The 23,715-nt window shown below is 71.3% G+C and carries 22 protein-coding genes and 3 tRNA genes; 10 read left to right on the top strand and 15 right to left on the bottom strand.

The features are described from left to right. Window positions 1-160 precede the first annotated feature (160 nt). Window positions 161-2,299 carry a carbohydrate porin gene (locus tag MFF54_RS05095; RefSeq protein WP_238301561.1) on the top strand — a complete coding sequence of 713 codons (2,139 nt, stop codon included), beginning with the start codon at window positions 161-163 and terminating at the stop codon, window positions 2,297-2,299. 172 nt (window positions 2,300-2,471) lie between these two features. On the opposite strand, the gene lipB is transcribed toward MFF54_RS05095, so the two are convergent. Beyond that, a complete protein-coding gene (gene lipB / locus MFF54_RS05090; protein ID WP_238301534.1) occupies window positions 2,472-3,191 on the bottom strand; it encodes a lipoyl(octanoyl) transferase LipB in 720 nt (239 codons plus the stop codon). A 93-nt stretch (window positions 3,192-3,284) separates the two neighbouring features. On the opposite strand from lipB, the gene MFF54_RS05085 reads away from it, so the two are divergent. From MFF54_RS05085 to MFF54_RS05075, 3 genes are all read left to right on the top strand, one after another. Then, complete coding sequence (locus MFF54_RS05085; protein WP_238301533.1) at window positions 3,285-3,590, top strand: FliM/FliN family flagellar motor switch protein; 306 nt, start codon at window positions 3,285-3,287, stop codon at window positions 3,588-3,590. A gap of 127 nt (window positions 3,591-3,717) precedes the next feature. Continuing rightward, window positions 3,718-3,802 (top strand) — tRNA-Leu (locus tag MFF54_RS05080). A gap of 401 nt (window positions 3,803-4,203) precedes the next feature. Next, window positions 4,204-4,683: a cupin domain-containing protein gene (locus tag MFF54_RS05075; protein WP_238301532.1), complete on the top strand. Its 480-nt coding sequence runs from the start codon at window positions 4,204-4,206 to the stop codon at window positions 4,681-4,683. Between the two features lie 61 nt (window positions 4,684-4,744). Here MFF54_RS05075 and MFF54_RS05070 read toward each other — a convergent pair. From MFF54_RS05070 to MFF54_RS05060, 3 genes are all read right to left on the bottom strand, one after another. Next, window positions 4,745-4,819, bottom strand: a tRNA-Gly gene (locus tag MFF54_RS05070). A 118-nt stretch (window positions 4,820-4,937) separates the two neighbouring features. Then, window positions 4,938-5,405, bottom strand: a complete 468-nt coding sequence (locus MFF54_RS05065; RefSeq protein ID WP_238301531.1) for an NUDIX domain-containing protein — start codon at window positions 5,403-5,405, stop codon at window positions 4,938-4,940. Between the two features lie 4 nt (window positions 5,406-5,409). Then, a complete protein-coding gene (locus MFF54_RS05060) occupies window positions 5,410-6,105 on the bottom strand; it encodes a fumarylacetoacetate hydrolase family protein (RefSeq protein ID WP_238301530.1) in 696 nt (231 codons plus the stop codon). Between the two features lie 216 nt (window positions 6,106-6,321). Here MFF54_RS05060 and MFF54_RS05055 point away from each other — a divergent pair, with 216 nt between their 5' ends. The 3 genes from MFF54_RS05055 to MFF54_RS05045 all read left to right on the top strand — a co-directional run bounded on the left by MFF54_RS05055 (window position 6,322) and on the right by MFF54_RS05045 (window position 9,773). After that, entirely contained in the window at window positions 6,322-7,746 is a 1,425-nt protein-coding gene (locus tag MFF54_RS05055) for an FAD-binding oxidoreductase (protein ID WP_238301529.1), read from the top strand. A gap of 416 nt (window positions 7,747-8,162) precedes the next feature. Beyond that, entirely contained in the window at window positions 8,163-8,456 is a 294-nt protein-coding gene (locus MFF54_RS05050) for a DUF2218 domain-containing protein (protein WP_238301528.1), read from the top strand. A 69-nt stretch (window positions 8,457-8,525) separates the two neighbouring features. Continuing rightward, on the top strand, window positions 8,526-9,773 hold the full coding sequence (locus MFF54_RS05045) for an aminopeptidase (protein WP_238301527.1): 1,248 nt from the start codon (window positions 8,526-8,528) through the stop codon (window positions 9,771-9,773). A gap of 48 nt (window positions 9,774-9,821) precedes the next feature. On the opposite strand, the gene sseA is transcribed toward MFF54_RS05045, so the two are convergent. Both sseA and MFF54_RS05035 read right to left on the bottom strand, forming a co-directional pair. Beyond that, complete coding sequence (sseA, locus tag MFF54_RS05040; RefSeq protein ID WP_238301526.1) at window positions 9,822-10,667, bottom strand: 3-mercaptopyruvate sulfurtransferase; 846 nt, start codon at window positions 10,665-10,667, stop codon at window positions 9,822-9,824. Between the two features lie 68 nt (window positions 10,668-10,735). After that, the gene (locus MFF54_RS05035) at window positions 10,736-11,749 is read right to left on the bottom strand and encodes an NAD-dependent epimerase/dehydratase family protein (protein WP_238301525.1); all 1,014 of its coding nucleotides are present in this window, start codon (window positions 11,747-11,749) and stop codon (window positions 10,736-10,738) included. A gap of 409 nt (window positions 11,750-12,158) precedes the next feature. On the opposite strand from MFF54_RS05035, the gene MFF54_RS27600 reads away from it, so the two are divergent. Further along, a complete protein-coding gene (locus MFF54_RS27600; RefSeq protein WP_306423949.1) occupies window positions 12,159-12,527 on the top strand; it encodes a GcrA family cell cycle regulator in 369 nt (122 codons plus the stop codon). A gap of 18 nt (window positions 12,528-12,545) precedes the next feature. On the opposite strand, the gene MFF54_RS05025 is transcribed toward MFF54_RS27600, so the two are convergent. From MFF54_RS05025 to MFF54_RS05010, 4 genes are all read right to left on the bottom strand, one after another. Then, complete coding sequence (locus tag MFF54_RS05025; protein ID WP_238301524.1) at window positions 12,546-13,127, bottom strand: hypothetical protein; 582 nt, start codon at window positions 13,125-13,127, stop codon at window positions 12,546-12,548. Between the two features lie 260 nt (window positions 13,128-13,387). After that, window positions 13,388-16,555, bottom strand: coding sequence for an efflux RND transporter permease subunit (locus tag MFF54_RS05020; protein ID WP_238301523.1), 3,168 nt, complete (start codon window positions 16,553-16,555; stop codon window positions 13,388-13,390). Between the two features lie 23 nt (window positions 16,556-16,578). Next, on the bottom strand, window positions 16,579-17,769 hold the full coding sequence (locus tag MFF54_RS05015; RefSeq protein WP_465264243.1) for an efflux RND transporter periplasmic adaptor subunit: 1,191 nt from the start codon (window positions 17,767-17,769) through the stop codon (window positions 16,579-16,581). A 377-nt stretch (window positions 17,770-18,146) separates the two neighbouring features. Then, window positions 18,147-18,560 (bottom strand): hypothetical protein, encoded by a 414-nt coding sequence (locus MFF54_RS05010; RefSeq protein ID WP_238301522.1) that lies wholly within the window; start codon window positions 18,558-18,560, stop codon window positions 18,147-18,149. 258 nt (window positions 18,561-18,818) lie between these two features. Between MFF54_RS05010 and MFF54_RS05005 the strand changes: the two genes are divergently transcribed. Then, window positions 18,819-19,382, top strand: a complete 564-nt coding sequence (locus MFF54_RS05005) for a L,D-transpeptidase (protein WP_238301521.1) — start codon at window positions 18,819-18,821, stop codon at window positions 19,380-19,382. A gap of 97 nt (window positions 19,383-19,479) precedes the next feature. On the opposite strand, the gene MFF54_RS05000 is transcribed toward MFF54_RS05005, so the two are convergent. Continuing rightward, the gene (locus MFF54_RS05000; RefSeq protein WP_238301520.1) at window positions 19,480-20,523 is read right to left on the bottom strand and encodes a MaoC family dehydratase; all 1,044 of its coding nucleotides are present in this window, start codon (window positions 20,521-20,523) and stop codon (window positions 19,480-19,482) included. Window positions 20,524-20,592: 69 nt separating this feature from the next. Further along, window positions 20,593-20,883: a YggT family protein gene (locus MFF54_RS04995; protein ID WP_238301519.1), complete on the bottom strand. Its 291-nt coding sequence runs from the start codon at window positions 20,881-20,883 to the stop codon at window positions 20,593-20,595. A 123-nt stretch (window positions 20,884-21,006) separates the two neighbouring features. Here MFF54_RS04995 and MFF54_RS04990 point away from each other — a divergent pair. Continuing rightward, a tRNA-Ala gene (locus MFF54_RS04990) sits at window positions 21,007-21,082 on the top strand. A 293-nt stretch (window positions 21,083-21,375) separates the two neighbouring features. Here MFF54_RS04990 and MFF54_RS04985 read toward each other — a convergent pair. The 3 genes from MFF54_RS04985 to MFF54_RS04975 form a co-directional block, all read right to left on the bottom strand. Continuing rightward, window positions 21,376-22,005 (bottom strand): FRG domain-containing protein, encoded by a 630-nt coding sequence (locus MFF54_RS04985; protein ID WP_003604313.1) that lies wholly within the window; start codon window positions 22,003-22,005, stop codon window positions 21,376-21,378. A 172-nt stretch (window positions 22,006-22,177) separates the two neighbouring features. Next, window positions 22,178-23,365, bottom strand: coding sequence for a carbohydrate kinase family protein (locus MFF54_RS04980; RefSeq protein WP_012455858.1), 1,188 nt, complete (start codon window positions 23,363-23,365; stop codon window positions 22,178-22,180). After that, window positions 23,362-23,715 carry a hypothetical protein gene (locus tag MFF54_RS04975; protein WP_003604315.1) on the bottom strand — a complete coding sequence of 118 codons (354 nt, stop codon included), beginning with the start codon at window positions 23,713-23,715 and terminating at the stop codon, window positions 23,362-23,364. The genes MFF54_RS04980 and MFF54_RS04975 overlap by 4 nt, the downstream gene beginning before the upstream one ends.

The following is a 23,715-nucleotide window of genomic DNA, read 5'->3' as shown; positions in this document are numbered from 1 at the left end:
AGCCGGCGTCACGTCTTCGTCATCCCGGCGGGGCATTTCTGCCACGCTTCGGCGCGCCTCGACCGGCGGCGCCCACCGCGGCTTGCGGTAGATATAGCAGAGGCTATGAATCGCCGGATCAGGGCGCTCGGCGAGGGGCGGGATGCGGGCTGTGACGCGGATGAGAGGGCGGGCGGTGCGAGGCCCCGGCAGGCTCCGGCACCCCGGGGCACTGCTCGCCATCCTGCTCCCCGCTGCGGCGATCCCGACGGCGGGTTGGGCCGCCGATCCGGCCGCCTTGCCCAGCAACCTGCCCGCCTACATCGACTGGTCCGGACCCTATCTCGGCCTGCAGGGCAGCGCGGGCGCCTCCTTCGGCGCGCTGAACTTCGGCCCGACCACGGTGGGCGGGCGCGCCATCCCGGACTTCCGCACCGGCGACGCCACCGGGCGCTCCGACCGCGGGCGCGAGGCGACCACGGCGGTCGGCGGGGTGTTCGGCGGCTGGAACTGGCAGCGCGGTCCCTGGCTCTACGGCATCGAGGCCGACGTCTCGGCCGCGAACCTGAAGCGGCCGGTCGGCTCGAACGCGCTCCGCCTCGGCTACGAGGAGGCCGACCCGGTCTTCGACGTGATCCGCGCCAAGACCGACTTTTACGGCCTGCTGCGGGGACGCGTCGGCTACAGCTTCGACCGGGCGCTGGTCTACGCCACCTTCGGGCTGGCGGGGGCGTCGACGCGCATCCTGGCGACCTATCCGGACGGCGCGGGCGGCCCCGCCGCCACGGCGCGGCGCGACGAGGCCTCGCTCGGCTTCACCCTGGGCGCCGGCCTGCAATACGCCATCACCGACCGGATCGCGCTGGGGCTCGACTACCGCTACATCGACTACGGCGAGAGCCGGCGCTTCGATCTCGGCACCGTGCCGGGCCCCGCCGGGGGCGCCGTCTCGACGCGGGCGGCCTTCACCTCGAACCAGATGCTGGCGCGCCTCTCGTGGTACCCGGAGGGCTTCCGCCTGCCGCCGGAGGCCGATGCTACCGCACCGAACGTGCCGGACAATGACGTCTCCGACCGCTTCACGCTGCACGGCCAGACCACCTTCGTGAACCAGGGCGTGACCGGCTTCCGCGCGCCCTACCGGGGCGAGCAGAGCCTCGTGCCGCACCAGGCGCAGGCGACCACGACCGCGACCGCCTTCATCGGCTTCAAGCTGCTGGAGGGCACCGAGCTCTACTACAATCCCGAGTTCAGCCAGGGCTTCGGCCTCTCGCGCACGCTGGGCGTCGCCGGCTTCGTCAACGGCGAGGCCCAGAAGGCGGGCGCGCCCTTCCCGAAGCTGCGCTCCAACCGCTACTTCATCCGCCAGACCTTCGGCCTCGGCGGCGAGACCGAGGACGTGCCGGACGGCATCAATCAGGTGGCGACGCGGCGCGACATCGAGCGCATCACCGTGGTGGCCGGCAAGTTCGCGCTCGGCGACTTCTTCGACGGCAACGTCTACGCCCACGACCCGCGCATCGACTTCATGAACTGGTCGCTCTGGGCGGCCTCGGCCTGGGACTTCCCGGCGAACCTCCCGGGTTTCACGCAAGGCGTCTACGTCGAGTACAACCGCAAGGAATTCGCCATCCGGGCGGCCTACACCCAGGTGCCGAAGGAGCCCTCCAGCGACGTGCTGGATCCCCGCGTCTTCGAGCGGGCGGGCGCCGTGGTGGAGTTGGAGACGCGCCACACCCTGCCGGTGCTGGACCAGCCCGGCCGCGTCCGGCTCGGCGCCTTCACCAACGTGACCAACACGGCGAACTACCGTCAGGTGGTGGGCCTGACGCTGGGCGGCGCCTTCGCGGACATCAACGACGCCGTGCAGGCGACCCGGCGCCCGCGCCGCAAGAGCGGGTTCTACGTCAACCTGGAGCAGGCGGTGACCGACGATGTCGGCGTCTTCGCCCGTGCCAGCGCCAATGACGGCCGCAACGAGAGCGCGAGCTTCACCGACATCGACGCCAGCCTCTCGGGGGGCGTCTCGATCAAGGGCGCCGCGTGGGACCGGCCGCTCGACACGATCGGGCTCGGCGCCACCATGAACGCGATCTCGCGTGACCACCGGGCCTTCTTCGCCAACGGGGGGCTCGGCCTCCTCATCGGCGACGGACGCCTGACCTACGCGCCCGAGCGCGCGGTAGAGGCCTACTACGCGCTGAGCCTGGCGAAGTTCTTCACCGTGACCTTCGACTACCAGCTCGTCTCGAACCCGGCCTACAACCGCGACCGCGGCCCGGCCCATTTCTTCGGCACGCGGCTGCACGCGGACTTCTGAGGCGGCAAGTCCGGGGATTCCAAAGGGTCCTGACCCTTTGGCGGGGTCCCGGGGCGCGCAGCCCCGGGATCGGCTCCTTCGTCCTGGCTCTGCCAGGGCGAGGGAGCCGACAGCAGGGCTCTGCCCTGCACCCGCGAAAGGTCTCGACCTTTCGAAACCAGGACCGGGCGCCTCAGCCGGCCGGGTCCAGCGCGGTCGCGCCGAAGATCGGTTCGAAGGCGGCGCGCAACTGCATGTCCACCTCGGGCAGGCTTACGATCTGGCCGAGATCGACGAGGCTCGTCACCCCGTGCTCGCGCACGCCGCAGGGCACGATGCCGGCGAAGTGGGAGAGATCCGGCTCGACGTTGAGGCTGATGCCGTGGAAGCTCACCCAGCGCCGCACCCGGATGCCGATCGCCGCGATCTTGTCCTCGACGCCCGCGCCCTTTTCGGGCCGCCGCACCCAGACGCCGACCCGGTCCTCGCGCCGCTCCGCCCGCACGTTGAAGGCCTCGAGCGTCGCGATCAGCCACGCCTCCAGGCAGGCCACGTAGGCGCGCAGGTCCGTACGGCGGCGGTTGAGATCGAGGATCACGTAGGCCACCCGCTGGCCCGGCCCGTGATAGGTGTACTGCCCACCCCGGCCCGACGGGTAGACCGGGAAGCGGTCCGGCGCGACGAGGTCGGCGGGCTTGGCCGAGGTACCGGCCGTGTAGAGGGGCGGGTGCTCGAGAAGCCAGACGCACTCGTCCGCTTCTCCCTTGGCGATCGCGGCGGCGCGCGCCTCCATCCAGGCGACCGCCGCCTCGTAATCGACGAGCCCGTCGCTGACCCGCCACGCCACCGGGGGCGCTCCGGGGCGGGGCCGAAAGGTCTCCGGTGCGGTCTCGAGGCGCGAGGCGTTTACCAAGGCTTCACCATGTTGCGCGGAAGCTCCCCGGAGCACCGCTCCGCGCGCGAGAGCAAGCGCCGGCCGGTGCCCCGGGTGACGAGAGCGCGGCGCGTGGCGGTTCTGGACAATCTGAAGGTCGATGTCACGGTGGTGCTCGGGCGCTGCCGCATGCCGCTGCACATGCTGCTGCGCATGGGCCGCGGCGCGGTGATCGAGCTGGAGGCGAGCGAGACCGACATGGTCGAGATCCTGGCCAACGACCACCCGATCGCCCGCGGCCAGATCGTGGTGACGGGCAGCCGCATCTCCGTGGAGGTGACGGAGCTCATCCGCAAGCCCGAGACCCTGCGCGCGCCCGGCACCTCGATCGGGGAGGGGGCCGCCCCCCTGTTCGAGCCCGGAACGCAGGCCGCGTGATTTTCGGCCCGTTTCGCGCGACGGCGCTTGTCGGGCCGAAATCGATCTGTTATTGCGCCGCTCACCGAGACGGACCGGCCCACACGGCCTCTGGATCGGACCAGCGGTCTCCCCTCGGGGTGCCGATGCGGCCATGGCGGAATTGGTAGACGCGCTAGCTTGAGGTGCTAGTCCCGCGAGGGGTGGAGGTTCGAGTCCTCTTGGCCGCACCAACCTTTACCGGTTGATGCTTCCCTCACTCAATATGATTCGAATCTCGTGAGCGGCGCCCGATGGCCCGCGCGCAGGTTCCCGCTCCGCCGACGCGCGTCGAGCAGATTCCCGGCATCGCTGATCCGCAGCCTCGCGCGCGGTGGCCGCACGCCTCCCATTGGCCCGGCTCGGTAGAAACGCCGCGCACATCGAAAGAAGCGCTTAACCTTACACAAGGGTTCGATTCGGAAACTGGTATCTATAGTTGCAGCCAGAAGTTCTGCTCTTCGACAATCGAATTGTATCGCGGTTGTTTCCCTGTACGGTCTCGATCGCGCCGGATGACAGGACGAGTCCCGCGCGGCCGCCGACGGAGACCGGCGGCCGGACCCGATACGTCCGGGCGATCTGAGGGGATCGAATGGAAATCCCGCGGCTTCTCTACACCTTCGGCGGCCCCGCGATGGCCCTCCTCGGCAGCCTGCCGGTCCTTCTGCGCCCGCGGGGCGCCGCCCCGCCGCTGCTCGACGGACCGCTGAAGCAGAACCACGATTTCCCGGCCGCCCAGCCGCGCGCGAAGTCCTACCTGCCGCTGCCCTCGCACATCGTCTCGGGCAATCCGCGCCAGACCAACACCGTGGTCTTCGAGAGCCCTGACGCGCGCTACGCCGCGGGCATCTGGACCTGCGGGGTCGGCGCCTTCCGCATCGATTTCGAGCACGACGAGTTCATCCACCTGATCGCGGGCGCCGTCACCACGACGGATGCGGCGGGCATCTCGCGCAGCTACAGGGCGGGCGACGCCTTCGTGTCCCCGCGCGGCTGGTCGGGCACCTGGACCGTCACCGAGCCGGTGAAGAAGCACTACACGTGGTACAAGGCCGAGACCGCGGCGGCCTGAGGCCTGAAACGACGAAGGCCGCCCGAGGGCGGCCTATCGTGGATGGTTCGGCTGGGAAAACTGGAGCGGGCGAAGGGATTCGAACCCTCGACCCCAACCTTGGCAAGGTTGTGCTCTACCCCTGAGCTACACCCGCTCACATGTCCTGCTGGCGCTCGCCGGAAGGTCCGGCCGGCGCCCCGCCGACGCCGGTCTCTAAACACCATTCCGCCGGCCGGCGCAAGGGCGGCACGGCGGAAATCTTCGCCGTCTCCCTACCAGTGCGCGGCGGGGTCGAGCCCGTCCCGGATCTCGCGCAGCCGCGCGGCGGTGCCCCGCGTCGTGCCCTCCGGCAGGGCGTCGAGGGGGAAGTAGGCGCAGGCGGCGATCTCGCGGTCCGGCGCCTTCTCGCGCAGCCGGGTTGCGGCCTCGGCCACGTAGAGTGCGACGTGGTCGCGGCTGGAGCCCGCGAGGTTGCGGTAGAAGCCGCGCAGGCGCAGCGCCTCCGGGGCGACGGCGAGTTCCGCCTCCTCGCGGAACTCGCGCAGCATCGCCTCGGCCGCGCTCTCGCCGACCTCGACGCCGCCACCCGGCAGGTGCCAGCCCGCCACGTAGGTGTGGCGCACGAGGCAGACGCGGCCCACCTCGTCGAAGGCCGCGCCGCGCACGCCGAGCGTCATGCCCCGGAGCGCGAGCGCCCCGAAGTGGAAGAGCCGCCGGGCGATGGCGTTGTCGAGCAGCACGTGGTCAGACCACGTCGAGCACGATCGTGCCGAGCCCGGCGACCGCGCCGGTCATGCGCTCGCCGCGGCGCACCGGGCCGACGCCCGAGGGCGTGCCGGTGAAGATCAGGTCGCCCGGCGCCAGCTCGAAATAGCCCGACAGGTAGGCGATCTGCTCGGCCACCGACCAGATCATCTCCGAGAGGTCGCCGCTCTGGCGCACCTGCCCGTCGACCGCGAGCGTGATCGCGCCGGATTCCGGATGGCCGACCGCGGCGGCCGGGTGGAGTGGGCCGATCGGCCCGGAGGCGTCGGCCGCCTTGCCGAGATCCCAGGGCCGGCGCAGCGCCTTGGCCTCGTCCTGCAGGTCGCGCCGGGTCATGTCGAGGCCGATCGCGTAGCCGTAGACGTGGTCGAGCGCCTGCGCGACGGGCACGTCGCGGCCGCCCTTGCCGAGCCCGACCACCAGCTCGATCTCGAAATGGTAATTCTCCGTGCGGGGCGGATAGGGCAGCTCGGTCGGTTCCGGACCCACGTTCAGAAGCGCGTCGGCGGGCTTCATGAAGAAGAAGGGCGGCTCGCGGTCGGGGTTGGCGCCCATCTCGCGGGCATGCGCCGCGTAGTTGCGCCCGACGCAGTAGACCCGCCGCACCGGGAAGAGATCCGGGCTGCCGACGATCGGCAGGGCCGTGCGCGGCGGGTTCGGGATGACGGAGAGCATACGTCGCCTCTGGCAGAACGGTCGGCGGGTCAGGGCCCGGGGGACATCCCCGGACTTCCGCGGCCGGCGCGGACGGGCTACGCCCACATCGCCGCGGGCCCACATTAGGCCAGGACGCCGTCCGCGCCAGCCCGCGCGGCAGGGCCGGGGCGGAGATCCGGCACGCGGCGCAGCGGCTGTGGCCGGCCGGCAAGAGGGACGCGGAGGGGATCCCGGATGGACGGCTTGCTCGACGCCCTGCGCGCCCGGCTCGGGGCGGCCCATCTCCTCACCGCACCGGAGGACGTGGAGCCCTACCTCGCCGAGCAGCGCCGCCTCTACCGGGGCGAGGCGCGCGCCGTCGCGCGGCCGGGCAGCACGGAGGAGGTCGCCTTCGTGGTGCGCGCCTGCGCGGAGGCCGGCGTGCCGGTGGTGGCGCAGGGCGGCAATACCGGGCTCGTGGGCGGCGGCGTGCCGCGGGGCGGCCTCGTGCTGTCGCTCGCCCGGATGAACGGCGTGCGGGCGATCGACCCGGTCGGCGCCACCGCGACGGTCGAGGCCGGGGTGATCCTTCAAGACCTCCAGGACGCCGCGGAGGCGGCGGGTCTGCTGTTCCCGCTCTCCTACGCCTCGCGCGGCTCGGCCCGGATCGGCGGCGGCATCGCGACCAACGCGGGCGGCGTGCAGGTCCTCTCGTACGGCAACGCCCGCGACCTCGTGCTGGGGCTCGAGGTGGTCCTCGCCGACGGCCGGGTCTGGAACGGCCTACGGGCCCTGCGCAAGGACAATGCGGGCTACGACCTGAAGCAGCTCTTCATCGGCTCGGAGGGGACGCTCGGCATCGTCACGGCGGCCGTGCTCCGGCTGTTCCCGCGGCCGCGCTCGACGACGGTCGCCTTCGCGGGGCTCGCCTCGCCGGAGCGGGCGCTCGCCCTGTTCGCGCGGCTGCGCGACGCCTGCGACCGGGATCTCACCGCCTTCGAGGTGATGCCGCCCTTCGGGCTCGACCTCGTCCTGGCCCACACCCCCGGAGCGGTGCGCCCCCTCGCGGGCGCCCACGGGGCCTACGCGCTGATCGAGCTGGCCTCCGCCCGGCCCGACGCCGATACCCGGGCCGAGATGGAGGCGGCGCTCGCCGCCACGCTCGAGGCGGGCATCGTCGAGGACGCGACCGTCGGCGCGAGCGAGGCGCAGAACCGGGCGCTCTGGCGCTTGCGCGAGGCGATGCCCGAGGCGCAGAAGCGGGCGGGCGCCTCGATCAAGCACGACGTCTCGGTGCCGCTCTCAAGCCTGCCCGCCTTCCTCTCCGAGGCCACCGCCGCCTGCGAGGCCGCGATGCCGGGCATCCGGGTCTGCGCCTTCGGCCATTTCGGCGACGGCAACATCCACTTCAACCTGAGCCAGCCGCCCGGCATGGCGCGCGAGACCTTCCTGGCGGAATGGGGCCGCTTCAACCGCATCGTGCACGACATCGTGCACGCCCGGGGCGGCTCGATCGCCGCCGAGCACGGGGTCGGCCTGCTCAAGCGCGCGGAGCTGGAGCGCTACGGCGACCCGGTCGGGCTCGACCTGATGCGGCGCCTCAAGACGGCGCTCGACCCTGATGGGATCCTCAATCCGGGCAAGGTGGTGGGGGAGGGGGCGGCCGATCCGGGCCGGTGAGGCGCTGCTCTTGTCGCGCGTATGGGGCGTGCGACGGAGGACGATTCCACCACGCCGCTCTCCCTCCCCGCAGAGGGGGAGAGACCACGGGGGCGCCCACCGCTCCATCGTGGTGCGCCGCAGCACACGGCCACGAAAAGCGCCGCACCACGCCACAAAGTCGCTCGATCCTGCGCCCCATATGACACCCGTCGCGGGTTGTCGCTGGCCCCGGGGCACACGCGCCCTTCGTTCAGGAGAGCTTCAGCGTTATCCGGGCTTTAACGGCTCTCACGGAGTTTGTTCCTCAAAGGCCCGGCAGCCTTCCGGCGATCGGGCCCGCCACTTGCTTCTCCGGTCCGGCGCCTTCGCACATGCGAAGATCATGCGAAGACGACGACGGCTCCCGCGAGAACACACGTTCAGGAGACCACCCGATGCCCACCTCTCAGGCCCGCGTCCACACCGCCGAGGCGAGCCGCTACCTGCAGCAGCTCTGCCGGCATTGGAGCCACAAGTTCCCGGTCGAGAGCACGCCCGAGCGCGGCACGGTGCCGTTCGGCGACGACCGGGTCTGCACCTTCGAGGCCGAGCCCGACGCGCTGGTGATGCGCATCGCCACGTCCGACCCGGTCGGCCTGACGCGGCTGGAGAACGTGGTCGCCGACCACCTCGCGCGCTTCGCCTTCCGGGAGAGCCTCGGCGACATCACCTGGTCACGGGCCGCTTGATTTTCTGAGTCCCCTGCACCGATCTTGGGTCCGGCCCCGCCTGAGGGCCGGACGCGAGGGACAGGGACGATGACGGGACACGCCGAGCCGCAGACGGATCCGCGGCTCGACCGGCTGGCCACGGTGGCCGTGCGGGTCGGGCTCAACCTGCAGCCCGGCCAGGAACTCGTGCTGACGGCGCCCCTGGAAGCGCTGCCGCTCGCCCGCGCGATCACCCGCGAGGCCTATGCGGCGGGCGCCTCGCTGGTCACCACCCTGCTCGGCGACGACGTCGCCACGCTCGCCCGCTTCGCCCACGCGCCGGACGCCGCCTTCGACACGGCCGCCGGCTGGCTCTACGCCGGCATGGCCGAGGCCTACCGCAACGGCGCCGCGCGGCTCGCGATCAGCGGCGACGACCCGTCCCTGCTCGTCGGCCAGGATCCCGAGAAGGTCGCGCGCGCCAACCGCGCCCGCTCCAAGGCCTACGTGCCGGCGCTGGAACTCATCGCCAACTTCGCCACCAACTGGACCATCGTCTCGGCCGCGACCCCGGCCTGGGCCCGCACCGTCTTCCCCGACCTGCCCGAGGCGGAGGCGGTGGCCCGGCTCTGGGACGCAGTCTTCGCGGCCTCGCGCGTCAACGGGCCGGACCCGCTCGGCGCCTGGGCGAAGCACAACGCGGATCTCCACGCCCGCAAGGACCGGCTCAACGCGGAGCACTTCGCAGCCCTCCGCTTCCGCGGCCCCGGCACCGACCTGACGGTGGGGCTCGCCGACGACCACGAGTGGTGCGGCGGCGCGGCGACGTCGCGCAGCGGCATCACCTGCAACGCCAACATCCCGACCGAGGAGGTCTTCACCACGCCGCACAAGCTGCGGGTGGACGGCCACGTCACCAGCACCAAGCCGCTCTCCTACCAGGGCACGCTGATCGACGGGATCGCGGTGCGCTTCGCGGAGGGACGGATCGTGGAATCGAGCGCCCGCACCGGCGCCGACGTGCTCGCCCGGGTACTCGACACCGACGAGGGCGCGCGCCGCCTCGGCGAGGTCGCGCTGGTGCCGGCCTCCTCGGCGATCTCGGCCTCGGGGCTCTTGTTCTACAACACGCTCTACGACGAGAACGCGGCGAGCCACATCGCGCTGGGCCAGGCCTACAGCAAGTGTTTTCGCAACGGTGGCGCCGACTTCAGCGAGGACGACCTCGCGGCCCGCGGCGCCAACCGCAGCCTGATCCACATCGACTGGATGATCGGCTCGGCGGAGATCGACGTGGACGGCATCCGCGAGGACGGGCAGGCCGTGCCGGTGATGCGCCGGGGCGAGTGGGCCTGAACGCCAGCCCAGCCCTCCCCCTTCTGCGGGGGAGGGAGAGCTTCGCGCTCACGCGCTCCCGGTCGCCACGGGCCGGCTCTGGTCCGCCCCCCATTCCGACCACGACCCGTCGTAGAGGCTGCGGGCCGGATGCCCCAGCGTCTCCAACGCCAGCGAGATGATCGCCGCGGTCACGCCCGAGCCGCAGGTGGTGAGCACCGGCCGCTCCGGATCGACGCCGGCCGCTTCCAGCACCGCGCGCAGCGCGTCCGGGCTTTTCATGTGCCCGTCGCGCAGGAGGCTGGCGTAGTGCAGGTTCCGCGCGCCCGGCATATGCCCGGGGCGCACGCCGGGGCGGGGCTCGGCCTCCTCGCCGCGGAAGCGCGGGGCCGAGCGGGCATCGACCACCTGGGTCGAGCCGCCCGCCAGCGCCCGGGCGACATCGCCCGCATCCGCCACCGCGCCGTGGTCGAGCCGGGCGCTGAAATGGCGCCGCTCCCGCGGGGCCGGGGCGCCGTCCTCGGTCGGGTAGCCCGCCGCGACCCAGGCCGGCAGGCCGCCGTCGAGCACCAGCGCGTCGCGCACCCCGAAGGTGCGCAGCATCCACCAGACCCGCGGGGCCGAGAACAGCCCCATCCCATCGTAGACCACGATCTGCTGGCCGTCGCCGACGCCGAGCGCGCGCATGCGCGAGGCGAAGACCTCGGGGCGCGGCAGCATGTGGGGCAGCCCGGATGTCTCGTCGCTCATCCGGTCGATGTCGAAGCGCACGGCCCGCGGGATGTGGGCCGCCCGATACTCCGCCTCCGGATCGCGCCCGGCCGCGGGCAGGTACCAGGAGCCGTCGAGCACCACGAGGTCGGGCGCGTCGAGGCGTTGGTGCAGCCAGTCGGCGGAGACGAGGGGCGAGGCCATGCAGGGATCCGTGTCCTGTGATCAGGGCACCACTGAACCATATCCGGCCGCGCGGCGCGACCGGACCGTCAGCGGGCGGCGTAATAGTCCCGGTACCATGTGACGAAGGCCGGGATGCCCGTCGTGATCGGCGTCTCCGGCACCGCGCCGACGAGACGGCGCAGCAGCTCGGTCGAGGCCTGGGTGCGCGGCACGTCGCCGGGCGGCAGCGGCTTCAGGATGCGCTCCGCCGGCCGGCCGAGTGCCCGCTCCAGCGTGTCGATCATCGCGTCGAGGCGCACCGGCCGGCCGCCGCCGATATTGACGAGCCGGTAGGCCGCGCTCGGGCTCAGCGTGTCCTCGGGCCCGACCGGCTCGCCCTCTCCGGGCAGCGGCGGGACTGCGTCGACGAGGCGGCGCACCGCCTCGACCAAGTCGTCGATATAGGTGAAGTCCCGCTCCGCCGCGCCGCCCGCGAAGACCTCGATCGGCTCGCCCGCCAGGATCTTCCGGGTGAACAGGAACAGCGCCATGTCGGGCCGGCCCCACGGCCCGTAGACGGTGAAGAAGCGGAAGGCCGTAGTCGGGATGCCGAAGAGGTGGCTGTAGGAATGCGCCATCGCCTCCATGGCGAGCTTGGTCGCCGCGTAGAAGGTCAGCGGGCTCACCGCGCGGTCGGTCTCGCGGAAGGGCAGGGCGGTATTGCCGCCATAGGCCGAGCTCGTCGAGGCGAGGAGCAGGTGGCGCACGGGGTTGGCGCGCACTGCCTCCAGCAGGTTGAAGCTGCCGGTGAGGTTGGAATCGGCGTAGGCCTGCGGGTTCTCCAGGCTGTAGCGCACGCCCGCCTGGGCGGCGAGGTGCACCACGATCTCGGGCTTCATCCCTGTCAGGAGGTCGCGCAGCAGGCCGGGCGTCTCGAGGCGGCCCTCGACGGGCGTGAAGCCGGGCCGGTTCGCGAGGTCCGCGTGCCGGGCACGCTTCAGGCCGACATCGTAGTAGTCCGAGAAGGCGTCGAGGCCGGTGACGGCGTGGCCCTCGGCGAGCAGGCGCCGGCCGAGATGGTAGCCGATGAACCCGGCCGAACCGGTCACGAGGACGCGCATCGCCAGTCTCCCGCGGCCCGGAACGCCGCGCAGGGCCGTCCGCCGGACGCCTACACTGCCGCGCGGCACGGCTCAAGCGGACCGCCGAGGGCCTGATTCGGCACGGGTCCAAGCCCGACGAGGCGGGACGGCTCGCAAAAAGAAGGGGATAGGGTTGCGGCTCGGGCATGGCGGGGCCGCTCGGCCCTGCTGCACGGCGCGGCGCCGAGGAGGGCCGAAACCTCGCACGAGTCTCCGCACACCAATCCAGATCACCGCGAGACCACTATCGGCTCGCGCGATGACTGTCCTATCGAGCAAGACAGCGCCGAGACGGGCGGCGGTATAGAACCGCAACGCTCGTGCGCGGGCGCACCGACGCCCGGCCGGTCTTGTTTTCCCGCACCGGAATCCCAGCTATAACAATACGATGATGCCTGCGCACCGGCCCGAACGGGTCCGGGGCGGTGCCCGACCCGGCACTGGCCGCGCAGACCCACGGCTTTGTCCCTGCCGGGCCGGCGCTCCGCGACGGCAGGATCCCCGAACCCTCTCAAGTCGTCCGATGAATCAACTCGTCCGCATGTCCCAGATCGGCGAAGCCGAGACCATCAAGGAGCCCTCGGCCGACCTGCGCGTGCCCTTCGCGCAGTCGGGGGCCTTCGTCTGCAAGTTCATCATCGGCGAGCCGACCGAGCGCGCCGTGTGCTGCGGCGCGCCCGTGCAGGACGGCAAGAGCTGGTGCGCCTACCATCGCCGCATCGTCTTCGAGCCGACCCGCCCCGGCCGCATCCGCTGAGAACGCCGGTAGCCGTCCTCAGTCGAGATCCTCGTCGTCGCGGCCCGGCCGGTAGATCCTGAGGACGCGCCCGTCCGGATAGGCGACGTGGCGGCCGCGCACCGCGAGATAGCCGGCTTCCTCGGCGCTCCAGAGACGCTCCAGCCGCGGGTCCCGCGGGTCGTAGGCACGCGGCATGGGATAGTACGGCTGCGCCGCCGGTTCGGCCGGCGGCCAGTCCCGGTCGAGCGGCCGCGCGACCCGGACCGGACGCACCGCCCCGCGCCGCACGGTCCGTTCGGGCCGTACCACGACCGCCCGGGCCGCCACCGCACGGCGGGCCGGAGCGGCACGCGCCGCCCGCGCGGATTTCCTCACTGAAGACTCGGCCCGTGCGGGTGCCGCAGCCGCGGCAGGCTTGGCAGCCGATGTCGCGGTCGCCTTGGTGCGTTCGGCCGCCTGCGCCGGCTCCGTGCGGGGCGGCGAGACGGCGGCCGGGGCGCCGGTCCTCGGCGGCGGATCCGTCCAGGTTCCGGCCGACGGTTCGGCACGCGCTCCGGACTGTGCGAGGACGAGGGCGGCGAGGGCGAAGCCCAGGCCGAGAGGGGATCGGATCGGCATCGGCGTCCCTCCGCATGGCGGCGCGGATCGGGGATCCGGCTCGTCATGCGCGAAAGACTACCGAAAGCATGGCCGCGCGTCCACGCGTCGCGCGACCCGGATCAACATGTGATCCGGCGTGCGAGGCCAAATGAGACCAAGTCAGAGCCTGGGCTCGACTTGGTCTGCGCCTGTACAGTCACGAACCGCGCCGGCAACCCCGTCGCACGCTGCTATCCGGACAGCCTGCGAGGGGTCGGCGCGATCCGACAGGACGCCCGTCACTCCGCCGGCACGCCGTGCTGCGGCGGGCGCACCGCGCCGGGCTCGGCCTCCGCCCGCATCCCGGCCTCGACGTCGCGGCGGCGGAAGAGCCGCATCACCACCACGAAGAAGACCGGCACGAAGAACACCGCGAGCACGGTGGCCGAGATCATGCCGCCCATCACGCCGGTGCCGATCGCCTGCTGGCTCTTCGAGGCCGCGCCCGTGGCAATCGCCAGCGGCACCACGCCGAAGATGAAGGCGAGCGAGGTCATCACGATCGGCCGGAAGCGCAGGGTGGAGGCCTGGATCGTCGCCTCGATGATGTTGGTCCCGGGCTTCCAGAGGTCCTTGGCGAACTCCACGATCAGGATCGCGTTCTTGGCCGAGAGGCCGATGATCGTGATGAGCCCGATCTTGAAGTAGACGTCGTTCGGCATGCCGCGCAGGTACACCGCCGCCACCGAGCCGATCACGCCGAGCGGGATGACGAGCAGCACCGAGAATGGGATCGCCCAGCTCTCGTAGAGCGCCGCCAGGCACAGGAACACGATCAAGACCGAGAGGGCGAGGAGCAGCGAGGCCTGCGAGCCCGCCTGCTTCTCCTGCAGGGACTGGCCGGTCCAGGTGTAGCCGAAGCCCTTGGGCAACTGCTGCATCAGCCGCTCCATCTCACTGATCGCCTCGCCCGAGGTGTGGCCCGGCGCCGGCTCGCCGGTGAAGCGCACCGACTGGTAGCCGTTGAAGCCGACGATCTGGCTCGGGCCCATGCTCCACTTCAGGTCGGCGAAGGAGGACATCGGCACCATGGTGCCCTGGCTGTTCTTCACCGCGTAGTTGAGGATGTCCGAGGCCTGCATGCGCTGCAGCTGCTCCGCCTGCACGTAGACGCGCTGCATCTTCCCCCGGTTCGGGAAGTCGTTGGTGTAGACCGAGCCGAGGTTCACCTGGATCGTGGCGTTGATGTCCTCGAATTTCACGCCGAGCGCCGCCGCCTTCTCGCGGTCGATGATCAGTTCGGCCTGCGGCGTCGCCGGCAGGCCCTCGATCTTCACCTTCTGCAGGATCGGGCTCTGCTGCGCGATCTTGAGAAGCTGCGCCTCGGCAGCGGCGAGCGCCGAGTAGCCCCGTTGCGCCCGGTCCTGCAGGCGGAAGGAGAAGCCCGCCGCGTTGCCGAGGTTGTCGACCGGCGGCGGCTCCTGCGCGTCGATGATCGCGTCCCGGTACCCACTGAGCGCCGCGTTGGTGCCGGCGACCAGCGCGGCGGCCGAGTTCTTCGCGTCGCGCTCGCCCCACGGCTTCAGGGTCACGAAGGCCTGGCTCAGGTTCGGGCCCTGGCCGGAGAACGAGAAGCCATTGAGCGTGGTCACGGTGGCGACGCCCGGTTGGGCCAGCAGATGCTCCTCGACCTTGCGCACCGCGGCCTGCGTCCGGTTGTAGGAGGCGCCGGGCGGGGTCTGGATGTCGACCGTGAAGAAGCCCTGGTCCTCGATCGGCAGGAAGCCCTCGGGCAGGCGCAGGAAGGCGTAGCCGACGCCCGCGACCAGCGCGAGGTAGACCAGCATCACCCGGCCCGACTTCTTGATGAACCAGCGGGTGCCGCGGCCGTAGCGCGCGGTCTCGCGGTCCACCACCCGGTTGAACCAGCCGAAGAACCCGCCCTTGGCGTGGCCGTGGCCCTTCTCGATGGGCTTCAGCAGCGTGGCGCAGAGGGCCGGGGTCAGGGTCAGCGCCAGCAGGGCCGAGAAGCCGATGGAGGTGACCATCGCGATCGAGAACTGCCGGTAGATGATGCCGACCGAGCCGGGGAAGAAGGCCATCGGGATGAACACCGCGACGAGCACCAGCGTGATGCCGATGATGGCGCCGGTGATCTGGTCCATGGCCTTGCGGGTGGCCTCCTTCGGGTGGAGGCCCTCCTCGTTCATGATGCGCTCGACATTCTCGACCACGACGATCGCGTCGTCGACCAGGATGCCGATCGCCAGCACCATGCCGAACATGGTGAGCACGTTGATCGAGAAGCCCGCGAGCAGCATCACCGTGACGGTGCCCATCAGGGCGATCGGCACGACGATGGTCGGGATCAGGGTGTAGCGGATGTTCTGCAGGAACAGGAACATCACGATGAAGACCAGCACCACCGCCTCGACGAGGGTGTGCAGCACCTTCTCGATCGAGGCCTCGACGGCGGGCGTGATGTCGTAGGGGATATCCCACTTCAGGCCCGGCGGGAAGAACTGGGCCAGCTCCTCCATCTTGGCGCGGATGCCCTTGGCGGTCTCCAGCGCGTTGCCGTCCGGCGCCAGCGTCACCGAGATGCCGGCGGCCTCGCCGCCGTTGAGGCGCGTCGAGAACTGGTAGGCATCGCCGCCGAGCTCGATCCGCGAGACGTCGCGCAGGCGCACGTTCGAGCCGTCGGGGTTGGCCCGCAGCACGATCGCGCCGAAATCGTCGACCGTGCTGAGCTGGCCCTTCACGATGATCGGCGCGAAGACCGCGTGGTTAACCGGGCTCGGCTGCGCGCCGACCGCGCCGGACGCGATCTGGATATTCTGGTTGCGGATCGCGTCGGTGACGTCCTCCGGCGTCAGCGAGAGGCCGCGCAGCTTGTCCGGGTCGACCCAGACGCGAAGCGAGCGCTCCGTCGAGTAGAGGGTCGCGCGCCCGACGCCCGGGATGCGGCGGATCTCGTTGATCACGTTGCGCATCAGGAAGTCGCCGAGGCCGATCTCGTCCATCTTCCCGTCGGTCGAGACCAGCGTGATGATGTTGAGGGTCGCGGCGGAGGCCTCCTCGACCAGGATGCCGTTCTGGCGCACCTCCGCCGGCAGGCGCGCTTCCACGCGCTTCAGGCGGTTCTGCACCTCGACGGAGGCCAGCGCCGGGTCGGTGCCGGGCTCGAAGGTCGCCGTGATGTTGATCGAGCCGAACGAGTCGGTGGTCGACTCGAAGCTCATGATGTTGGCAGCCCCGTTCAGCTCGTCCTCGATGAGCCGGGTCGTGCCCGTGTAGAGGCTCTCGACCGAGGCGCCCGGGAAGGCGGTGGACAGGGCGATCGAGGGCGGCGCGATCACCGGGTACTGCGCGATCGGCAGCATCGGGATCGAGAGGGCGCCCCCGAGGATGATGAACAGCGCGACGACCCAGGCGAAGACCGGGCGGTCGATGAAGAAGCGTGCCATGGTTCAGACTCCTCGGCGCGCGCTCAGCGGACCTGGCTCGCGGCCTGGCGCTTGGCCTCGCTCTCGGCCTCGTCCGGATCGTGCGGCTTGCCGGCCTCGCTCTCGTGGGGCGCGGTCTGATCGACCGGCTTCACCTCGATGCCGGCGGAGATCTTCTGGAACCCCTCGACCACGATGCGCTCGCCGGCCTTGAGGCCGTCGCGGATCAGCCAGTTCTGGCCGACCACCGGGCCGACCTCGACCGGCTGGAGGGCGACCTTGTTCCCCTCCTTCACCACCCAGACCTCGGGCTTGCCGTCGGCGGTGCGCTGGATCGCCTGCTGCGGCACCGCGATCGCGTCGGAGTCGATGCCCTGCTTGATCCGGGCGCGGACATACATGCCGGGGAAGAGCTCGTCGTTCGGGTTCGGGATCAGGACGCGGAGCGTCACCTGGCCGGTGCTCGGGTCGGCGGTCACGTCCGAGAAGAGCAGGCGGCCGGCGAGCGGGTAGAGCTCGCCGTCGTCCATGATCAGGTGGACGTTGGCCGTGTCGTTCTCGAGCTTCGACAGCTCGCCGCTGGCCAGATCCCGCCGCAGCTTGTTCAGCTCGCCCACCGACTGCGTGATGTCGACGTAGATCGGGTCGAGCTGCTGGATCGTGGCGAGCACGCCCGTCGAGCCCTGCTCGATCAAGGTGCCCTCGGTGAGGAGCGCCCGGCCGATGCGGCCCGAGATCGGGGCGCGCACATCGGTCCAGCCGAGGTTGAGCTTCGCCCGGTCGCGCGCCGCCTTGGCGCCCGCCACCTCGGCCTCCGCCTGCTTCTTGCCCGCGAAGGCGGTGTCGTACTGGGCCTGGCTCGCGGTGTTGCGGGCGAGCAGGGTCTCCAGGCGCTCGGCCTGCTGGTTGGCGAGCACCAGCGCCGCCTCCCTGTTGGCGAGCGTCGCCTCGGCGCTCATCAGCTCGACCTCGTAGGGGGCCGGGTCGATCTTGTAGAGGACATCGCCCTCCTTCACCGCCGAACCCTGCTCGAACAGCCGCTTCACCACGAGGCCCGAGACGCGCGAGCGCACCTCGGCGATGCGCATCGGCGCGACGCGGCCGGGCAGGTCGCGCACGTAGGGGATCGGCTGCGGCGCCACCGTGACCACGCCGACCTCGGGCGGGGCTTGCGGAACGGGGGCGGCGGCCTGACGCTGGTTGCAGGCGGAGACCGAGACGAGCACCGCGCCCAGGAGCGCCGCGACGGGCCAAGAGACGGGCCGAGAGACGGGCCGCAGGACCGGCCGGGTCAGCGAACGACGGGCGGGGAGGGGGTTGGAGGTCACGATCACTTCGCTCCTGCGACGGGCGTCTGGGGAGGAGGGCCGCTGACGATCGGCCGTCCGGAGTTTCGAGCGCGGGGCGCGGCCGCCGGCATGGCGGTGCCGGGCGGGGCGTGCAGGGCGCGGCGCGCGGTGCCGTCCTCGCGGAGACCGGCACGCGGCGGATCGGTCCGGGCGCTATGGACGCGGATCTTGGCATTCGCACGACGCATCGGGCGTGCCGAATAGCATCCTCATCCCTTCGAGTCCGTTTCTCGGGAAACGGATCCTAGGCGGCTCCCCGGCCGTCAGGCGCGCCGGGGCGGACGCTCGGGGAGGCGCGCGGCGGCCGAGGGCGGGACCGGATCGGTACGCGGCGCGAAGAGAGGGGTGCGGTCCGCGCTCACCCGGCTCGAGGCCCGGGGCGCGAGCGTGCGGGACTCGCCCGCCGGCTCGTCGGCATCGACCGACACCTGAACGGCGTAGCGCTGGACGGGACAGGCGGGATCGCGCACCTTGGCGGCCGCGCAAGGCCGCACGGGCCTCATCTCGGCATCCGCCGTGGCCGGCAGGCCGGCGAGGACGAGGAGCGACAGCACGGCGAGCAGGGACAGCAGCGCGGCTGGCAGCGCGGGTCTCGGGGCGCGTCGTCGACGCCGGGTCTCTGTCTCGTAACCGTGGGGCACGCGCCCAGAGTAGGGGACGAGGACGGTCCGGCGCAATCGCCTGCGACATCCTGGCATGATTCCAGGACGCGGGGCGAGGGAACCGAATCGCACGGAGCCCAGGATCGGTTTCCTCCGCCGAACCAAGCGCTTCCGGGCCGTCCGCGGATGCGGCCCACACATGAGGCGCCGCGTCAAGGCGGTGTTGCGCAGATCACACAGACGTCGTCGCGCGGCCCGGATCCGGTGCAGCGGGCCAGAAGCTGCCGCAAAGCGCTGGGCTTCTCCGCCCACCCATTCGCAGAGGAGACCTCCATGACGACGCGCATCGCCGCCCTTGCCCTCGGGGCCGGGCTGGCGCTCGCCGCCGGGCCCGCCTCGGCCGGCCCCTTCGACAGCGGCCCGCTGGCCGATTTCATGAACATCTTCAAAACGCAGGCGATCCCGCGCGAGACCGTGGCCTATGCCGGCAAGGAGAAGCCCGGCACGATCGTGGTCTCGACCCGCCAGCGCCGGCTCTACTACGTGCTCGGCAACGGCGCGGCGATCCGCTACGGCGTCGGCGTCGGCCGCCAGGGCTTCTCGTGGTCGGGCGTGAAGACCGTCACCATGAAGAAGGAATGGCCGGCTTGGCGCCCGCCGGCCCAGATGCTCGCCCGCCGCCCGGACCTGCCGCGCTACATGGCGGGCGGCCAGGACAACCCGCTGGGCGCGCGCGCCCTCTATCTCGGCTCCTCGCTCTACCGCATCCACGGCTCGAACGAGCCCGAGACCATGGGCGCGGCGGTCTCCTCGGGCTGCATCCGGATGACCAACAAGGACGTGGTCGATCTCTACGACCGGGTGCGGGTCGGCACGAAGGTCGTCGTGCACGACTGAAACGCCGCGTGCTCCGGGGCTGCGCGCCCCGGGCCCCCGCCGAAAAGCGGCCTTGGGCGCCGAAAGGGCCTGAGGCCCTTGGGGATCCCCCGATCGGTCACTTCGGCATGAAGGCCCAGTAGTCGAGGTCGAGGATGACGGCCGGGTCGTAACCCTCGCCCTGACGGTCCGGATGGGCGCCGCAGGGCTGGTTCTTCGTCGCCACCGTGCGCAGGCGCAGCAGGCCGACATCGTCGCGGCCCACATCGGCCGTGTCGAGCACCTCGCTCCAGGCGTAGACGGTGTCGCCGGAGAACAGCGGCGCCACGTGCCGGCCCGCATTGATGCCGGCCAGCGCGAAGGCATTGGCGAGCCCGTTGAAGCTGAGCGCGCGGGCGAGCGAGATCACGTGGCCGCCGTAGATCAGCCGCCGGCCGAAGCGGGTGTCCTTCGCCGCGTGGTTGTCGAAATGCACCTTGGCGGTGTTCTGGAACAGGCGGGTGGCGATCTGGTGCTCGGCCTCCTCGACGGTCATGCCGTCGACGTGGTCGATGCGCTCGCCCCGCTGGTAGTCGCCGAAGCGGTGCGGGCTGCCCGCGAGGTCGAGGTCGTAGGCGGACGCGTCCAGGCGGGGCAGGGCGCCCGCGAGATCCTGCGGATCGACCACCTTGGCGAGACTCGGCACGTGCTCCTCGGCGATCGCGGCTTGCGGATCGCGCTTGCGCACGAGGACCCAGCGGCAATAGCTCAGCACGGTCTCACCCGCGGCGTCCGAGCCGACCGAGCGCACGTAGACGACGCCGGTCTGCCTGTTGGAGCTCTCCTTGAGGCCGATCACCTCGGAGACGGTGGAGAGCGTCTCGCCCGGATAGACCGGCCGGCGGAAGCCGCCCTCCGCGTAGCCCAGATTGGCCACCGCGTTGAGCGAGATGTCCGGCACGGTCTTGCCGAACACCACGTGGAAGGTGAGCAGGTCGTCGAGCGGACTCCGCGGATAGCCGATGGCCTGCGCGAAGGCGTCCGAGGACTGCACGGCGAAGCGCGGCCCATAGAGGGCGGTGTAGAGCGCCACGTCGCCCGCGGTCACGGTGCGGGGCGTCGCGTGCCGGATGGTCTCGCCGAGGCGGTAATCCTCGAAGAAGCGGCCGGGATTGGTCTTCATGGGCGTTCCCCCTGGTGTCGTTCGTTTGTTGTTCGTTGGGCGGCCGTGACCGCCGGCCAGGACCGGGCTTCAGACCAGGAAGCGCGCGAGATCGACCGTGATCAGCCGCTGCACGAAGAGCAGCAGCAGGATCAGGATGACGGGCGAGATGTCGACGCCGCCGAGGTTCGGCAGCAGGTTGCGGATCGGGCGCAGCACCGGCTCGGTGAGGCGGTAGAGCACCTCGCCGATCTGGGCGACGATGGGGTTGCGCACGTTCACCACGTTGAAGGCCACGAGCCAGCTCAGCACGGCGCTCGCGATGAGGACGTAGATGAACAGGTTGATGACCGTGTTGATGAGCCAGAGCAGGGCAAACATGCGCGGCGTCGTATCCTCAGATCTGGGCGCCGCCGGTGGCCCGCACGGGCGGCGCGTCGAAAGGTTGAAAATCGGGAATTGACAGGCTGAGCCGCCCAAGCCTACAAGGCCGGCGTCCCGGACGGGGCTGTAGCTCAGATGGGAGAGCGCCGCAATCGCACTGCGGAGGTCAGGGGTTCGAATCCCCTCAGCTCCACCACCGACTTTCGCTTGAAAATTGGTGTGTGGCATCAAGGACTTGGGGAGTGGCAGCTCCCGGATAAATCCCAATTCCTCCCACGCTTCCGTTTCGCTAAATCCCAGGCGTGGTCCGGTTTTCGACAGGATATCCACACCACCCCCGCGCAGCTACGGGGCAACCCTTGCTGTGCCTGACCCACGCCGTGCGCGTTGGTAGAGGGCGCGCCGGCCGGTGAATATCGAAGCCTGCACCGGCTTGGCGGGACCGCCGTCGTCCGGACCGGATGATCCAGGGATTCCGAGCGGCGGGGGCTACAAGGCCGCGCCGAGCCCGATTCGGAGGCGGTACTGCCACGTCAGCGAGAGGCAGACGCCTTCGAGGCTGGCCCAGATGTGGGCCGCATCCACGCCGAGCTGGAACAGGTTGCGCTGGAAGACCGCGCGGGTGTCCCGCGGGATCTCGAAGCTGTTCTCCGCCATGCCGGGCGGCGTCCACGCCGAGGCCGGATCGGGGTGGGCCGAGAACAGGCCCTTCTGGCTCGCGATGCGGGGCGCCAGGGCGGAGGGCAGCAGGAAGCCGACCTCGGCGATCTCGAAGGGGCCGGGACCCCGCTCGGGGTCGATCATGGAACTGCCGCCGAGCGGATGCGCGTACACGATGGCGTCCTCGTTCGCGGGCTGGCTGGCAACGGCGAAGAAGCAGGCGATGAGCGGATTGGTCGTCCAGTCGAGCAAGCGGGTCGGGAGACCGTAATGCTGACCCAGCGCCAGCCAGTCCCAATCCGTCGCCCCGGGCATCGCGACGTGCAGCCTGGCCTCGCGCTTGAAATCCTGGAACAGTTGCCGTTCGTGGCGCGGGTCGAACTCGGCGCCCCGGCCGGCGCTGGGCTTGCACTCGAAGGCCTTCGACGCGCAGCCGCGGAACACCCATCGTGAGTTCATGCGTGCCGCCAGGAAGGCGTGGAACGCCTGCCAGCGCTCCTGCGCCGGCCCGCCCTCTCCATCGCCGGACCCCGATGGTCCGGACGGGGACGGCGTGCGATCAGGCGCCCGCAGGCGCGCCGGAGCGGGTGGAAACCGTGGCGGCCTCAACGGGTGCCCTCCCGGCCGCCGATCACCGCAGGCATGCCACACACGTCCGGTAGAGCGCCGTGGCGAGATCGTGCGTCACCTCGCAGCCGCTTCCCGAGAACATCGTCAAATCCCCGCCGGAGGCCGTCTCGGCGAGCAGCACCACCGGCATGCCGTTGGCTTGCGCGTAGCCGACGTGAAGGTTCGTCCCGAGGTCGGCGACGTCGCCCAGGGCTAGGAGGGCTGAATGGGGCACGCGAGGCCGGGGCGGCCAATTCGCTCGCGTGGGTGAGCGGGGGCCGTCGTCCGCAAACGCCGTCTCCGTCCTGAACCCGAGCGCGTCGAGGTAAGCGGCCGCCTCGTCGAAGAGCCATCTTTGGGCCATGGTCCGGCGCGGTCCGGACAGGTAGACCCGGCAACCCGACGCGGGGCGCCCGGGCACCGCCTCCATCCCTTCGAGCTCGTCCGGCGGAGGCAGCGGCAACCGAGCCCCGTCGTTGAACCACGCCACGCAGCGGGACGCGAGGTCGGCCGCCCCCACGGCGTCGAAGCCACGCTCGCCCCAATAATGCGCGAAGGCCGCGCAGAAGACGTCGCCGGCCCCGATCCTGAACCAGCGGCGGGCGGCGTACGCCGGCACCGGGATGCCGGGGGCGTCGCCCCGGTACACCGTGGCACCGCCGAATGCGTGGCGCGACACGACGAGCGTGGCGCCCTCGCGGGCCATGACGCCGGTCGCGGCGTCGCGCGGGTCCGGGAGCGGCCCGAGCCGGACCAAGTCGGCATCCTGCACCACGTAGGCGAGTTGCTCCGTCGCCCGCGAGCCGGAACGCACGAAGGAGGACGCGGGGTCGGCGGAGCGCGGGTCGTAGACCGCCCGGCCGGCCGTGAGCCGGGCCGTGCCCTCCAGCATGCCGAACCCGAGCACGACGTCGCCGGTGACGGCCAGGTCGGCGTAGCGCCGGCCGGCCTCGGGAACCCAGCTCTTGCGAAGGGGATGCCAATACTCGAATTCGAGCCGCTCCCCGATGGCGACGATGTCCGTCTCGACCTCGAAGGCGGCCATGGTCGCCCGGAGGTCGCCGGCCGACTCGGCGTAAGCATACGTGCTCAGGCGGGTGCCCGGGGACAGCGCGCTCACCGCCATGGCGGCGCGCGCGCCCGAACCGAACAGGCCGGCCCAGGCGGGGAACGCGCAGCTCTCGAAATATGTGCCGCCGACGACGTTCACGCCTCGGCCCTCGTGACCGTAACGGTGCAGCGCGTCGCGCCGACATCCTCGATGAGGGCCTCGAACCGCACCCCCTGGTCGAGGCAGCCGAGCAGGCTCACGAGGCCGCGGAACGCGGCGAGGGCGCCGACGGTCGCCCCGTCGGCGGTGCGGCAGACTGCGGTGCTGGCGCCCGCGCCGGCCACGAGGTCCACCTCCAACACGTCTCCGGCCTGCAGGCCGCGCGTGGCGTCGCGGCGGACACCGATCAGGTCGACCGTGAAGGTCAGGTCGCACTCGTCGGACCCTGTCCGGACCTGTCCCATGCCGTACGGCATGCGGCGGCGTTTGGGTGGGAGCCCTCCGCCCAT

The sequence above is a fragment of the Methylobacterium gregans genome, from assembly GCF_022179245.1.
Lineage (GTDB): Bacteria > Pseudomonadota > Alphaproteobacteria > Rhizobiales > Beijerinckiaceae > Methylobacterium > Methylobacterium gregans.
Note: the sequence above shows the minus strand (reverse complement) of the source record. Positions and strands in the feature narration are given on the sequence as shown.